This window comes from Pseudomonas fluorescens NCIMB 11764, assembly GCF_000293885.2.
GTDB lineage: Bacteria > Pseudomonadota > Gammaproteobacteria > Pseudomonadales > Pseudomonadaceae > Aquipseudomonas > Aquipseudomonas fluorescens_B.
Map to the genome: position 1 here is coordinate 2,413,599 of NZ_CP010945.1, position 13,885 is coordinate 2,427,483.

Annotated in this window: 14 protein-coding genes; 12 read left to right on the forward strand and 2 right to left on the reverse strand. The window is 59.3% G+C overall.

Annotated elements, in window-relative coordinates; genetic code table 11:
- Positions 1 to 43: 43 nt before the first annotated feature.
- From ffh to B723_RS10990, 10 genes are all read left to right on the forward strand, one after another.
- Entirely contained in the window at positions 44 to 1,420 is a 1,377-nt protein-coding gene (ffh, locus tag B723_RS10945; protein WP_017340267.1) for a signal recognition particle protein, read from the forward strand.
- A gap of 250 nt (positions 1,421 to 1,670) precedes the next feature.
- The gene (rpsP, locus tag B723_RS10950) at positions 1,671 to 1,922 is read left to right on the forward strand and encodes a 30S ribosomal protein S16 (protein WP_003198088.1); all 252 of its coding nucleotides are present in this window, start codon (positions 1,671 to 1,673) and stop codon (positions 1,920 to 1,922) included.
- A 5-nt stretch (positions 1,923 to 1,927) separates the two neighbouring features.
- A complete protein-coding gene (gene rimM / locus B723_RS10955; protein ID WP_017340266.1) occupies positions 1,928 to 2,464 on the forward strand; it encodes a ribosome maturation factor RimM in 537 nt (178 codons plus the stop codon).
- Positions 2,465 to 2,466: 2 nt separating this feature from the next.
- Positions 2,467 to 3,219 carry a tRNA (guanosine(37)-N1)-methyltransferase TrmD gene (gene trmD / locus B723_RS10960; RefSeq protein ID WP_007897583.1) on the forward strand — a complete coding sequence of 251 codons (753 nt, stop codon included), beginning with the start codon at positions 2,467 to 2,469 and terminating at the stop codon, positions 3,217 to 3,219.
- Positions 3,220 to 3,264: 45 nt separating this feature from the next.
- Positions 3,265 to 3,615, forward strand: coding sequence for a 50S ribosomal protein L19 (gene rplS / locus B723_RS10965; RefSeq protein ID WP_003175895.1), 351 nt, complete (start codon positions 3,265 to 3,267; stop codon positions 3,613 to 3,615).
- Between the two features lie 99 nt (positions 3,616 to 3,714).
- Positions 3,715 to 4,611 carry a site-specific tyrosine recombinase XerD gene (gene xerD, locus B723_RS10970; RefSeq protein WP_008025604.1) on the forward strand — a complete coding sequence of 299 codons (897 nt, stop codon included), beginning with the start codon at positions 3,715 to 3,717 and terminating at the stop codon, positions 4,609 to 4,611.
- 325 nt (positions 4,612 to 4,936) lie between these two features.
- Positions 4,937 to 5,668 (forward strand): bifunctional protein-disulfide isomerase/oxidoreductase DsbC, encoded by a 732-nt coding sequence (dsbC, locus tag B723_RS10975; protein ID WP_017340265.1) that lies wholly within the window; start codon positions 4,937 to 4,939, stop codon positions 5,666 to 5,668.
- 134 nt (positions 5,669 to 5,802) lie between these two features.
- The gene (locus B723_RS10980) at positions 5,803 to 7,107 is read left to right on the forward strand and encodes a homoserine dehydrogenase (protein WP_027924910.1); all 1,305 of its coding nucleotides are present in this window, start codon (positions 5,803 to 5,805) and stop codon (positions 7,105 to 7,107) included.
- A 66-nt stretch (positions 7,108 to 7,173) separates the two neighbouring features.
- Positions 7,174 to 8,583, forward strand: coding sequence for a threonine synthase (thrC, locus tag B723_RS10985; protein ID WP_017340263.1), 1,410 nt, complete (start codon positions 7,174 to 7,176; stop codon positions 8,581 to 8,583).
- 256 nt (positions 8,584 to 8,839) lie between these two features.
- Positions 8,840 to 9,124 carry a DUF3509 domain-containing protein gene (locus tag B723_RS10990; RefSeq protein ID WP_017340262.1) on the forward strand — a complete coding sequence of 95 codons (285 nt, stop codon included), beginning with the start codon at positions 8,840 to 8,842 and terminating at the stop codon, positions 9,122 to 9,124.
- Between the two features lie 175 nt (positions 9,125 to 9,299).
- On the opposite strand, the gene B723_RS10995 is transcribed toward B723_RS10990, so the two are convergent.
- The gene (locus B723_RS10995) at positions 9,300 to 10,163 is read right to left on the reverse strand and encodes a TIGR02285 family protein (protein ID WP_017340261.1); all 864 of its coding nucleotides are present in this window, start codon (positions 10,161 to 10,163) and stop codon (positions 9,300 to 9,302) included.
- Between the two features lie 58 nt (positions 10,164 to 10,221).
- Positions 10,222 to 11,421 carry a CaiB/BaiF CoA transferase family protein gene (locus tag B723_RS11000; protein ID WP_017340260.1) on the reverse strand — a complete coding sequence of 400 codons (1,200 nt, stop codon included), beginning with the start codon at positions 11,419 to 11,421 and terminating at the stop codon, positions 10,222 to 10,224.
- Between the two features lie 137 nt (positions 11,422 to 11,558).
- Here B723_RS11000 and B723_RS11005 point away from each other — a divergent pair, with 137 nt between their 5' ends.
- Positions 11,559 to 12,101: a YaeQ family protein gene (locus B723_RS11005; protein WP_007944886.1), complete on the forward strand. Its 543-nt coding sequence runs from the start codon at positions 11,559 to 11,561 to the stop codon at positions 12,099 to 12,101.
- 58 nt (positions 12,102 to 12,159) lie between these two features.
- On the forward strand, positions 12,160 to 13,869 hold the full coding sequence (gene recJ, locus B723_RS11010) for a single-stranded-DNA-specific exonuclease RecJ (RefSeq protein ID WP_017340259.1): 1,710 nt from the start codon (positions 12,160 to 12,162) through the stop codon (positions 13,867 to 13,869).
- The last annotated feature ends 16 nt before the right edge of the window (positions 13,870 to 13,885 follow it).

The window sequence follows — 13,885 nt, forward strand, 5'->3', positions numbered from 1 at the left end:
CCGCCATTATCCCGGTCTACACAGGGCCTGAAAGGATCGCGCAATGTTTGAAAACTTAACCGACCGTCTCTCGCAGACGCTGCGCCATGTCACCGGCAAGGCCAAGCTGACCGAGGACAACATCAAAGACACCCTGCGCGAAGTGCGTATGGCGTTGCTCGAAGCCGACGTCGCCTTGCCGGTGGTGAAGGACTTCGTCAATTCGGTCAAGGAACGCGCCGTCGGCACCGAGGTGTCGCGCAGCCTGACGCCGGGCCAGGCCTTCGTGAAGATCGTCCAGGCCGAACTCGAAAGCCTGATGGGCGCGGCCAACGAAGACCTGAACCTGAGCGCCGTTCCGCCCGCCGTCGTGTTGATGGCCGGTTTGCAGGGGGCGGGTAAGACCACCACCGCCGGCAAGCTTGCGCGCTTCCTTAAAGAGCGCAAGAAGAAGTCGGTCATGGTCGTGTCCGCGGACGTTTACCGTCCTGCGGCAATCAAGCAGCTGGAAATGCTCGCCGGTGAAGTGGGCGTTACCTTCTTCCCGTCCGACCTGAGCCAGAAGCCGGTCGAGATCGCGCAAGCGGCCATTAAAGAAGCAAAGCTCAAGTTCATTGATGTGGTCATCGTCGATACCGCCGGTCGCCTGCACATCGACGAAGAGATGATGGGCGAGATCAAGGCGCTGCACGCCGCGATCAACCCGGTCGAAACGCTGTTCGTGGTCGACGCCATGACCGGCCAGGACGCCGCCAACACGGCCAAGGCCTTCGGCGATGCACTGCCGCTGACCGGTGTGATCCTGACCAAGGTCGACGGCGACGCCCGTGGCGGTGCCGCGCTGTCGGTTCGCGCCATCACCGGCAAGCCGATCAAGTTCATCGGTATGGGCGAGAAGAGCGAAGCGCTCGAACCGTTCCACCCTGAGCGTATCGCGTCGCGCATCCTCGGCATGGGCGACGTGCTCAGCCTGATCGAACAGGCCGAAGCGACTCTCGACAAGGACAAGGCCGACAAACTGGCCAAGAAGCTGAAGAAGGGCAAGGGCTTCGACCTCGAAGACTTCCGTGATCAGCTGCAACAGATGAAGAACATGGGCGGCCTCGGTGGCCTCATGGACAAACTGCCGAATATCGGTGGCGTGAACCTGGCGCAGATGGGCAATGCCCAAGGTGCGGCAGAGAAACAATTCAAGCAGATGGAAGCCATCATCAATTCCATGACCCCGGCCGAGCGCCGCGACCCTGAGCTGATCAGCGGTTCGCGCAAGCGCCGGATCGCCATGGGTTCCGGCACCCAGGTGCAGGACATCGGTCGCTTGATCAAGCAGCACAAACAGATGCAGAAGATGATGAAGAAGTTCTCCGCAAAAGGCGGAATGGCCAAAATGATGCGCGGCATGGGCGGTATGTTGCCCGGCGGCGGCATGCCGAAAATGTAAAGAATCCGCGCCGGCAGTCATGTCGGCGCAGACCCGCAGGGATGCGGGATCTCCAGCAAACCCGCACTTGGCGGGAGCTGACTGGCCGTTTTCAACGACGGCTCTATAGCAAATCTGGATGGCGGCCGATAGACCGCCGGAAAAAGTCATTTGCAAAAGTCCGGATATTCCTTAGAATATGCGGCCTTTCGGGCACCTATGCCCGCTGTGCCTTTAGATTTGCAGCACCGACTACAGGAACGATGTTCACATGCTAACAATCCGTCTTGCCCTTGGCGGCTCCAAAAAGCGCCCGTTTTACCACTTGACCGTAACCGACAGCCGCAACCCGCGCGACGGTTCGCACAAGGAACAGGTTGGTTTCTTCAACCCTGTTGCTCGTGGTCAAGAAGTTCGTCTGTCCGTGAACCAAGAGCGCGTAGCCTACTGGCTGAGCGTTGGTGCACAACCTTCTGAGCGCGTTGCTCAGTTGTTGAAGGAATCTGCTAAGGCTGCGGCCTGAGCAATATGAACGCGACGCCAGCTGTTGCTGATGATTTGATCGTTATCGGCAAAATTTATTCTGTTCATGGCGTTCGCGGCGAAGTGAAGGTGTATTCCTTTACTGATCCAATCAAGAACCTGCTGGACTACAAAACCTGGACGCTCAAGCGTGACGGCAATGTAAAGCAGGTCGAGCTGGTCAGCGGACGCGGGAATGACAAGTTCCTGGTCGCAAAGCTCAAGGACCTCGATGATCGTGAAGAAGCTCGTCTTCTGGCCGGTTATGAGATCTGCGTGCCGCGCAACCTGTTCCCTGAACTGACCGACGGCGAGTACTACTGGTACCAGCTGGAAGGTCTCAAGGTCATCGACACCCTCGGGCAACTGTTCGGGAAGATCGATCACCTGCTGGAGACCGGCTCGAACGATGTCATGGTGGTCAAGCCTTGCGCTGGCAGCCTGGATGATCGCGAACGCCTGTTGCCCTATACGGAGCAATGCGTGTTGGCCATCGACCTGGCAGCAGGCGAGATGAAGGTGGATTGGGACGCGGACTTCTAAACGTGGCTAATTTGCGCGTAGAAGTGATCAGTTTGTTTCCCGAGATGTTCTCCGCCATCAGCGAGTACGGCATCACCAGTCGGGCGGTGAAACAGGGGCTCTTGCAGCTCACCTGTTGGAATCCGCGAGACTACACGACGGATCGACATCACACTGTGGATGATCGCCCATTTGGCGGTGGTCCGGGCATGGTGATGAAGATCAAGCCCCTGGAAGATGCTCTGGTTCAGGCCAAGGCAGCAGCCGGGGAGGCGGCGAAGGTGATTTACCTGTCCCCCCAAGGCCGTCAACTGACTCAGTCGGCGGTACGCGAGTTGGCGAATCTGGATGCATTGATCCTGATTGCCGGCCGCTATGAAGGCATTGACGAGCGTTTTATTGATGCTCATGTCGATGAAGAGTGGTCGATTGGCGACTATGTACTGTCTGGCGGCGAGCTGCCGGCGATGGTCCTGATCGATGCGGTTACACGACTGCTGCCTGGAGCTTTAGGGCATGCGGACTCCGCCGAGGAAGATTCCTTTACGGATGGTTTGCTGGATTGCCCGCACTACACCCGACCGGAGGTGTATGCGGATCAGCGTGTTCCCGACGTATTGCTAAGTGGCAATCACGCGCACATCCGGCGTTGGCGTTTACAGCAGTCCCTTGGTAGGACCTTTGAACGACGCGCCGATCTTCTGGAAAGCCGCTCGCTTTCTGGAGAAGAGAAGAAGCTGCTCGAGGAATACATCCGCGAGCGGGACGATAGTTAACAACGTATCGATGGTAGATCCGACGATTTACCTTAGGAGCACAGCATGACTAACAAAATCATCCTTGCACTCGAAGCAGAGCAGATGACCAAAGAAATCCCTACCTTTGCCCCGGGCGACACCATTGTCGTTCAGGTGAAAGTGAAGGAAGGCGACCGTTCGCGTCTGCAAGCGTTCGAAGGTGTTGTTATCGCCAAGCGTAACCGCGGCGTAAACAGTGCTTTCACCGTTCGTAAAATCTCCAACGGTGTTGGCGTAGAGCGTACTTTCCAGACCTACAGCCCGCAAATCGACAGCATGGCCGTTAAACGTCGCGGTGACGTACGTAAAGCCAAGCTGTACTACCTGCGTGACCTGTCCGGTAAAGCAGCTCGCATCAAGGAAAAACTGGCTTAAGTCCAGCTTCCGATGCAGAAAAAAGCAGCCTACGGGCTGCTTTTTTGTTGCCTGCGATTTATCTTCCATGGCCGTACTGTCGGTCTTGCCTGAGTCTTTATGCCCGCCATCGATCATCCTTTGATAGACCAGTTTCTCGACGCGCTGTGGCTGGAGAAAGGTCTCTCCGATAACACCCGGGATGCCTATCGCAGCGACCTGGCCCTGTTCAACGGCTGGTTGCAGGAGAAGGGGCTGGAGTTGATCAACGCTGGCCGCGAATTGATCCTCGATCACTTGGCCTGGCGTCTGGAGCAGAACTATAAACCCCGCTCCACCGCGAGATTTCTCTCGGGCGTGCGTGGCTTTTATCGCTACCTGCTGCGGGAAAAGTTGATCGCGGTTGATCCGACCTTGCGCGTCGATATGCCTCAACTTGGCAGGCCGTTGCCAAAGTCTCTGTCGGAAGCAGACGTGGAAGCGCTGTTGAAGGCTCCGGACTTGAGCGAAGCGATCGGCCAGCGAGACCGCGCCATGCTGGAAGTGCTTTACGCCTGCGGCCTGCGGGTGACGGAGCTGATCAGCCTGACGCTGGAGCAGGTCAACCTGCGCCAGGGCGTGTTGCGAGTGATGGGCAAGGGCAGCAAGGAGCGGCTGGTGCCGATGGGCGAGGAGGCGATTGTCTGGGTCGAGCGTTATATGCGCGACGCCCGTGGCGAACTGCTCGGTGGACGTCCCAGCGACGTACTGTTTCCCAGCCAGCGCGGCGAGCAGATGACGCGCCAGACCTTCTGGCACCGTATCAAGCACCAAGCCAAGGTCGCCGGAATCGGCAAATCACTGTCGCCGCACACCCTGCGCCATGCCTTCGCCACGCACCTGCTCAACCACGGCGCCGATTTGCGGGTGGTGCAAATGCTCCTCGGCCATAGCGATTTGTCGACCACTCAGATCTACACCCACGTCGCCCGGGCGCGTTTGCAGGATCTGCATGCCAAACACCACCCGCGCGGATAGTGGTTTCCCAATGGATGAGCGGTGGCCTCTGTGGCGAGGGAGTTTGCTCCCGCTGGGTCGCGCAGCGGCCCCAAAACCATATATATCGGTCATTCAGAAGCATCGGGTGTCCGTTCAGCGACTGCTGTGCCCGGGCGCGGATCGGTCGACGGGAGCAAGCGAGTATTTATTGCCAAATTGCACCGTGAGATGTCCTGCGTCACCCGCATTCGGCCCCACGGGCCTTATGTGGTAGGCTTTGCCGGTTTGCACGATGGGCGGTTATGACCCGGTGTTTCGGCACGGGCGTTCTGATCGTCCCATTTGTCCGCCTTCAGGAGTTCTCATGCGTCTGACCCAGATTTTCGCCGCCGCAGCCATTGCGTTGGTCAGCACCTTTGCCGTCGCCGATGACGCGGCCGACAAAGCCATTCGTAAAAGCCTGGAAACCCTCCAGCTCGAAGTGCCGGTAGAAAGCATTTCCGCCAGTCCTCTGCCCGGACTGTATGAAGTCAAACTGCAAGGCAGCCGCGTGCTCTATGCCAGCGCCGATGGCCAGTATGTCGTCCAGGGCTACATGTTTCAGCTCAAGGACGGTAAACCGGTCAACCTGACCGAAAAAACCGAACGCCTGGGCGTTTCCAAACTGGTCAACGCGATTCCGGTCGCGGAAACCGTGGTCTACCCGGCCATCGGCGAAACCAAATCGCACATCACCGTGTTCACCGACACCACCTGCCCGTACTGCCACAAACTGCACGCCGAAGTGCCTGAGCTGAACAAGCGCGGCATCGAAGTGCGTTACGTCGCGTTCCCGCGCCAGGGCCTGGGCTCGCCGGGTGACGAACAGCTGCAAGCGGTCTGGTGCTCGAAAGACAAGAAAGCCGCCATGGACAAAATGGTCGACGGCAAGGAAATCAAGGCCGCCAAGTGCGATAACCCGGTTTCCAAGCAGTTCGCCCTCGGTCAGTCGATCGGCGTGAACGGTACACCGGCCATCGTTTTGGCCGACGGTCAGGTCATTCCGGGCTACCAGCCTGCGCCACAAGTCGCCAAACTGGCGCTGGGCGCGAAGTAAATTCGCATCGTCACGGCCAGCCTTTGACGATCATGGTCCGGCGGCAACATTTGCCGGGTCATTAATAGAGAGCCGCGAGCATGCGGCTGTTTTCACGGCCGGCCTTGAGTCGGCCGTTTCATGGGGAGTTCACAGTGAAACCGGTCAAAGTAGGCATCTGTGGGTTAGGGACCGTCGGTGGCGGTACCTTCAACGTACTTCAGCGCAACGCCGAGGAAATTGCTCGTCGTGCCGGGCGTGGAATCGAAGTGGCACAAATTGCCATGCGCACGCCAAAGCCTCAGTTCCAAACGACCGGTATTGCGATTACCAACGATGTCTTCGAAGTGGCCACGAACCCTGAGATCGACATCGTTATAGAGCTGATGGGCGGCTATACCGTTGCCCGCGAGCTGGTACTCAAGGCCATCGAGAATGGCAAGCATGTGGTCACCGCGAACAAGGCACTGATTGCCGTTCACGGTAATGAGATTTTCGCCAAGGCTCGCGAGAAAGGCGTGATCGTGGCATTCGAAGCGGCTGTAGCCGGCGGCATTCCGGTGATCAAGGCGATCCGTGAAGGCCTGTCCGCCAACCGTATCAACTGGGTCGCCGGCATCATCAACGGCACCGGCAACTTCATCCTCACCGAGATGCGCGAGAAGGGTCGCACCTTCGAAGACGTACTCGCCGAGGCGCAAGCCCTGGGGTACGCCGAAGCCGATCCGACCTTCGACGTTGAAGGCATCGACGCGGCCCACAAGCTGACGATCCTGGCCTCCATCGCGTTCGGCATCCCGCTGCAATTCGACAAGGCTTACACCGAAGGCATCACCAAGCTGACCACGGCTGACGTGAATTACGCCGAAGCGCTGGGCTACCGCATCAAGCACCTGGGCGTGGCGCGCAGCACCGCGGCCGGTATCGAACTGCGCGTGCACCCGACGCTGATCCCGGCCGATCGCCTGATCGCCAACGTCAACGGCGTGATGAACGCGGTAATGGTCAACGGTGACGCTGCCGGTTCGACCCTGTTCTACGGCGCCGGCGCCGGCATGGAGCCGACCGCATCGTCGGTGATCGCCGACCTGGTGGACGTGGTTCGCGCCATGACCTCCGACCCGGAAAACCGCGTGCCGCATCTGGCGTTCCAGCCGGATTCGCTGTCGGCGCATCCGATCCTGCCGATCGAAGCCTGCGAAAGCGCTTATTACCTGCGCATTCAGGCCAAGGACCATCCGGGCGTGCTGGCTCAGGTCGCGAGCATCCTGTCGGAGCGCGGCATCAACATCGAATCGATCATGCAGAAAGAAGTCGAAGAGCATGACGGTCTGGTGCCGATGATCCTGCTGACTCACCGTGTGCTGGAACAGCACATGAACGACGCGATCGCCGCCCTCGAAGCCCTGACAGGCGTAGTCGGTCCGGTTGTACGGATCCGCGTCGAGCACCTGAACTAAGCCGTTATCGTTCACCGGGCCTGCGTGCAGGCCCGGGTTTGCGAACACTGTCTATTGGAGCCAGTCATGCGTTATATCAGTACCCGCGGCCAGGCACCGGCCCTGAATTTCGAAGACGTCCTGCTGGCCGGTCTCGCCACCGACGGCGGTCTGTACGTCCCGGAAAACCTGCCACGTTTCACCCAGGAAGAAATCGCTTCCTGGGCCGGCCTGCCGTATCACGAGCTGGCCTTCCGGGTAATGCGCCCGTTTGTCACCGGCAGCATTCCTGATGCCGATTTCAAAAAGATTCTCGAAGAAACCTACGGCGTGTTCTCGCACAGCGCCGTCGCACCGCTGCGTCAGTTGAACGGCAACGAATGGGTGCTGGAGCTGTTCCACGGCCCGACCCTGGCGTTCAAGGACTTCGCTCTGCAACTGCTCGGTCGTCTGCTCGACTACGTGCTGGAAAAACGCGGTGAGCGCGTGGTGATCGTTGGCGCGACGTCCGGCGACACCGGTTCGGCCGCCATCGAAGGCTGCAAGCACTGCGAAAACGTCGACATCTTCATCCTGCACCCGCACAACCGCGTGTCCGAAGTGCAGCGTCGCCAGATGACCACCATCTTCGGCGAGAACATCCACAACATCGCCATCGAAGGCAACTTCGATGACTGCCAGGAAATGGTCAAGGCGAGCTTCGCCGACCAGAGCTTCCTCAAAGGCACCCGCCTGGTGGCGGTGAACTCGATCAACTGGGCGCGGATCATGGCCCAGATCGTTTACTACTTCCACGCAGCCCTGCAGCTGGGTGGCCCGGCGCGCTCGGTGTCGTTCTCGGTGCCGACCGGCAACTTCGGCGACATCTTCGCCGGTTACCTGGCGCGCAACATGGGCCTGCCTATCAACCAGTTGATCGTCGCCACCAACCGCAACGACATCCTGCACCGCTTCATGAGCGGCAACCAGTACGTCAAGGAAACCCTGCACGCCACACTGTCGCCGTCGATGGACATCATGGTGTCGTCGAACTTCGAGCGTTTGCTGTTTGACCTGCACGGTCGTAACGGCGCGGCGATCGCCGGGTTGATGGATTCGTTCAAACAGGGCGGTGGTTTCAGCGTTGAACAAGAGCGTTGGACCGAAGCGCGCAAACTGTTTGATTCGCTCGCTGTGGATGATGCGCAAACGTGCGAAACCATCGCCGAGGTTTACGAGCAGACGGGTGAATTGCTGGATCCGCACACGGCTATCGGCGTGAAGGCTGCGCGTGAATGCCGTCGCAGCCTGGATATTCCGATGGTGATTCTTGGCACTGCTCACCCGGTCAAATTCCCGAATGCGGTGGAGAAGGCTGGCGTGGGTAAAGCGCTGGAGTTGCCTGTTCACCTGGCTGATCTGTTTGAGCGGGATGAGCGGTGCACCGTGTTGCCGAATGACTTGAAGGCTGTTCAGGCGTTTGTCAGTCAGCATGGCAATCGTGGAAAGCCGCTTTAACCAGGCCTTTTACATATCCATTGCTTCGGTAGCGGCGGAACTCATAGCCGCCGTTACCGAAGAAACGGAAATACACCCAATCCCAATTCTCACTGCCCACATACACAAACCTGTCATCTCCCCCATGCATGCTCCATCAACCAGAGACGCCGACGCGTCTGCATCTGGAATCCAGAACTTTCTTCTCGGGCCGGTGGTCATTTACTGTAGACCTGCCCCAGGCACTTCGTTTTCGGACTATTGAGTGGTGATCGAGATGGAAAGTATCAGTCTATTGCTCGGTGAGGCGCTGAGCCCGTATCAGGTAACGTTGACCCCATCAGGCACCCACGGCGAATACCTGGTGACACTGAAGAGCTCGACCGGCGCCATCGTGGTCGAACGGGAATTCAATCAGGCTCAGTTGAGCGACAAACGTCTGCTCACGGATGTGGTCGACGGTTTGCATCGCGACCTGATGATTGCCGAAGGACGCCTGGAACCCTGCGTTATCGCGGCGTTGCGCAATGCGGCACAGGACAAGGTCCTGGTCCGGCCGTAAGTGAATTATGTTTTAAGGGAACCTTACGGGCCCAAGGTCAGTCAGAGGATGTAACAGCAGGATCAAGCATTGTGCTCCGGTGCTTGTCGTCCTGTTGCTACTGGTCTTTTTGTAGACCACGTTTAACCCCGAGTCGTCTCCCCACTTCTCGGGGTTTCTTTTTGCCCGCGATTTGTCATTGCTGGGCCTGTTGCTCGAAATACTTCCTGGATTCCTCCAGGTAGGCACCGCGACTTTCCGGGTCGAGCCACGCAGCGTAAGCCTCGCTCAAGCGTTCATGGGGCATTTTGCGCAGCAGTTGATTGATCTCGATAATCGCCTGCCGGCCTTTTGGCGTGTCGGTGCAGCCGATGTATCCAGACAAGAATTTCTCGGCGCCGCGAATCGGGTAGAACTGCAATTCATCCTCGGCGATCCCTTGCTGTTGGGCCTGGTAGCGGATTTCCGGACGGTATCCCAGCAGCAACCGCAAGCGCCCCAGGCGCTGCATCTGCAACAGACTGCCCAAGGCGTCGTTGCCGTAGTGCGAGGTAAGAGAGTCAGCCGGTGCTTGCTTGAGCAGTGTGTCGAGGTAATCGCCGTAGTTACGCTCGGCGATAATGCCCAGCTTCTCGCCACCATTCGCCAGGAAGGCTGCCAGGTCCAGTTCACCGTCCTGGATGAAGGGCGCGAGCGTTTCGCGGTCAACGCGTCGCACGGCCACGCCGTTACCCATGGCTCGAAACACTGGAGTGGAAAACGCGATCCAGCGTTCGCGTTCCTTGCTTCGGTTCAGCGCCGCATCGCAGGTAAGGGACGGCTCGTAGAGCATTTGCAAGGCGCGAGCACGGTTGACCCGCATCAAGGTGTGTTCGTATTGCGGCATGCCCGCGATCAACAGCGGCAACAGTTGATCGATGACGCCCTGGCTTTTTTTCGGTCCTTCGAAAATCGTCAGCGGTGGCAGATCCCGCAACAGCCAGATTATGGTTTCCTTGGGCTGCGCCATCGCCGACGAGGTCGAACCGACGAGCAGAACTGTCGTCGCGAACGCGCACATCACCCTCCTGCTGTGCGACAGGCTGTCAGTGATATGCCGCGAAAGCAGGCGCTTGAGCCTAGATGGCCCCGTCTTCACGCAGCTTTGCGATCTGTTCCTTGTCATAGCCAAGATCGGTGAGTACCTGCGCATTGTGTTCGCCCAACTGCGGCCCGACCCATTCCGAACTGCCGGGTGTCTCTGAGAGTTTCGGCACGATTCCCGGCATCTTGAAATCTTTGCCGTCCGGCAGCTTCGCTTTCAGGAACATTTCCCGCGCCAGGTACTGCGGATCACTGAACATGTCTTCGGCGCTGAAGATCCGGCTGGCGGGGACATCGGCCTGATTCAACCGCTCGATGACGGTGTCCAGCGGCAACGCGTTGACCCACCGATCAATCACCCCATAAATCTCGTCGCGCCGGCTGTCACGCCCGTCGTTGCTGGCCAGGGCCGGGTCATTGGCCAGGTCTTCACGGCCGATGATCAGCATGAAGCGCTTGAAAATCGCATCGCCATTGGCGCCGATCTGCACATGTTTGCCATCAGCGCTGGTGTGGATCGAGGAGGGGGTGATGCCGGGCATGATGTTGCCGGTGCGTTCACGGATGAAGCCGAACACGTCGAACTCCGGGACCATGCTTTCCATCATGGCGAAGATCGCTTCGTACAGCGCCACATCCACCACTTGACCCAGACCGCCGTTGACCTCGCGATGACGCAAGGCCATCAATGCGCCGATCACGCCCCAGAGCGCGGCAATCGAATCGCCGATGGAAATCCCGGTGCGAACGGGTGGGCGATCCTCGAAACCGGTGATGTAGCGCAGGCCGCCCATGGATTCACCGACGGCGCCAAACCCCGGCTGATCCTTCATCGGCCCGGTCTGGCCGAAACCTGAAAGGCGCACCATGACCAGTTTCGGGTTCAGTGCGTGCAAGACATCCCAGCCCAGACCGAGCTTTTCCAGCACGCCGGGGCGAAAATTCTCGATCAGGATGTCGGCTTCACCCAGCAGCTTTTTCAGGATCGCCAGCCCGTCCGGGTGTTTCAGGTTCAGGGTCAGGGACTTCTTGTTACGCGCCTGAACGAACCACCAGAGCGACGTGCCTTCATACATTTTTCGCCATTTACGCAACGGATCGCCGCCGTCGGGGGACTCGATCTTGATCACTTCGGCACCGAATTCGCCGCAGATGCGCGAGGCAAACGGCCCGGCGATCAAAGTGCCCAATTCGATGACTTTCAGACCTGAGAGTGGTTTGGCGGTGAACGGCATACTGGATCCTGTAGGACAAAGGCTTGGCTGATAGAGCGTTTTAGCACAGCCCGCTGTCAGTCGCTCAAGGTTGATGGCCGCGAAGCCTGTCGCATCGGTTAGACTTGCCGCCTTTCCACGTATCAAGAAGCCCGTTCATGGCCCAGCCGTCCACGACCTACAAGTTTGAACTGAACCTCACCGACCTCGACCGCAGCGTTTACGAGACGGTGAAGCAGACCATCGCCCGTCACCCGTCGGAAACCGAAGAGCGCATGACCGTGCGGCTGCTGGCCTACGCCTTCTGGTACAACGAGCAGCTGTCGTTTGGCCGTGGTCTGTCAGACGTGGATGAACCCGCCCTGTGGGAAAAGAGCCTGGATGATCGCGTCCTGCACTGGATCGAAGTCGGCCAGCCAGACGCCGATCGCCTGACGTGGTGCTCGCGCCGCACCGAGCGCACCAGCCTGCTGGCCTACGGCAGCCTGCGTGTCTGGGAAACCAAAGTCATCCCGGCGATCAAGAACCTGAAAAACGTACACATCGCCGCGGTTCCCCAGGAAGTCCTGGAAACCCTGGCCAAAGACATGCCGCGCGTTATCAAGTGGGATGTGATGATCAGCGAAGGGACGATTTTCGTCACCGACGACCGTGGTCAGCACGAAGTCCAGTTGCAGTGGCTGAGCGGCGAACGCGGCTGAGTGTTCACCGCGTCATCCGGTTTTATCCTACGTATTCAAGAGAAGCACCTGTCACCCCATGCGCATCGAACCTCGCCTGTTGCCCGATACCCTGCCATTCCTCGGTGATCTGCCGCCGCTGCTGACCCGCCTGTATGCGGCGCGGGGCGTGCTGTCCGAGGTTGAACTGGACAAGAGCCTGGCGCGGCTGATTCCGTTCCAGCAGCTCAAAGGCATCGATGCCGCGGTGGATTTGCTGGTGACGGCGCTGGAGCAGCGGCAGCGGATTCTGATCGTTGGCGACTTCGACGCTGACGGCGCGACGGCCAGTACGGTCGGCATGTTGGGCTTGCGCCTGCTGGGCGCGGCGCATGTCGACTACCTGGTGCCGAACCGTTTCGAGTACGGCTACGGCCTGACACCGGAAATCGTTGAAGTGGCGCTGACCCGCACACCGCAGCTGCTGATCACCGTGGACAATGGCATCTCCAGCGTCGAGGGTGTGGCGGCGGCGAAAAAGGCTGGCCTCCAGGTGCTGGTCACCGATCACCACTTGCCCGGCGACGAACTGCCGCTGGCCGATGCGATCGTCAATCCCAACCAGCCGGGTTGCGGGTTTCCGAGCAAGGCCTTGGCGGGTGTCGGGGTGATTTTCTATGTGTTGATGGCCCTGCGCGCGCGTCTGCGCAGCCTTGGCTGGTACGAGAGCAAACCGCAGCCGAACATCGGTGAGTTGCTGGATTTGGTAGCGTTGGGCAGCGTCGCCGACGTGGTGCCGCTGGATGCCAACAACCGGATTCTCGTCCACCAAGGCCTGGAGAGAATTCGCGCCGGACGCGCTCGACCGGGTATCAAAGCCATCCTCGAAGTCGCCAAGCGCGACCACACGCGTATTACCTCGACCGATCTCGGGTTCATCGTCGGCCCGCGCCTGAACGCGGCAGGGCGGCTGGATGACATGAGCCTGGGCATTGAATGCCTGCTCACCGAAGATGCCGCTCTCGCCCGGGAAATGGCCGTACAGCTCGACGGCATGAACCAGGACCGCAAATCCATCGAGCAAGGCATGCAGCGCGAGGCGCTGGCCCAGCTCAAGGACTTGCCGGTTGAATCGATGCCGTTCGGCTTATGCCTTTTTGACCCCGAGTGGCACCAGGGCGTCATCGGAATCCTCGCTTCTCGTATGAAAGAGCGCTATTTCCGTCCGACGATTGCCTTTGCCGACGCAGGCGATGGCATGCTCAAGGGCTCGGGGCGTTCGGTTCAGGGTTTCCATATTCGCGACGCCTTAAGCGTGGTGGCGGCGCAGCACCCAAACCTGATCAGCAAGTACGGCGGCCATGCCATGGCGGCAGGGTTGACCTTGCCGGAGGCGAATTTTCCGCTGTTTGCCGAAGCCTTTGACGCCGAAGTGCGTAGGCAATTGCGCGAAGAAGACCTGACCGGGCGTTTGCTGTCGGACGGGACTTTGGCCGTCGAGGAATTTCATCTCGAACTGGCGCGTGCGCTGCGGCATGCCGGGCCGTGGGGACAGCACTTCCCGGAGCCATTGTTCCATGGGGTGTTTCAGTTGGTCGAACAACGGGTTGTCGGCGAACGGCACCTCAAAGTGGTGCTGAAAAGCGAATGCGGCTCGGTGAAGCTGGACGGCATCGCTTTTGGAATCGACCGCGATATCTGGCCGAACCCGACGATCAAATGGGTGGAACTGGCCTACAAACTCGACCTTAACGAGTTTCGCGGGAATGAGACGGTTCAGCTGATGATTGCCCACATCGAACCGCGTTGACCCCATCGCCAGCAAG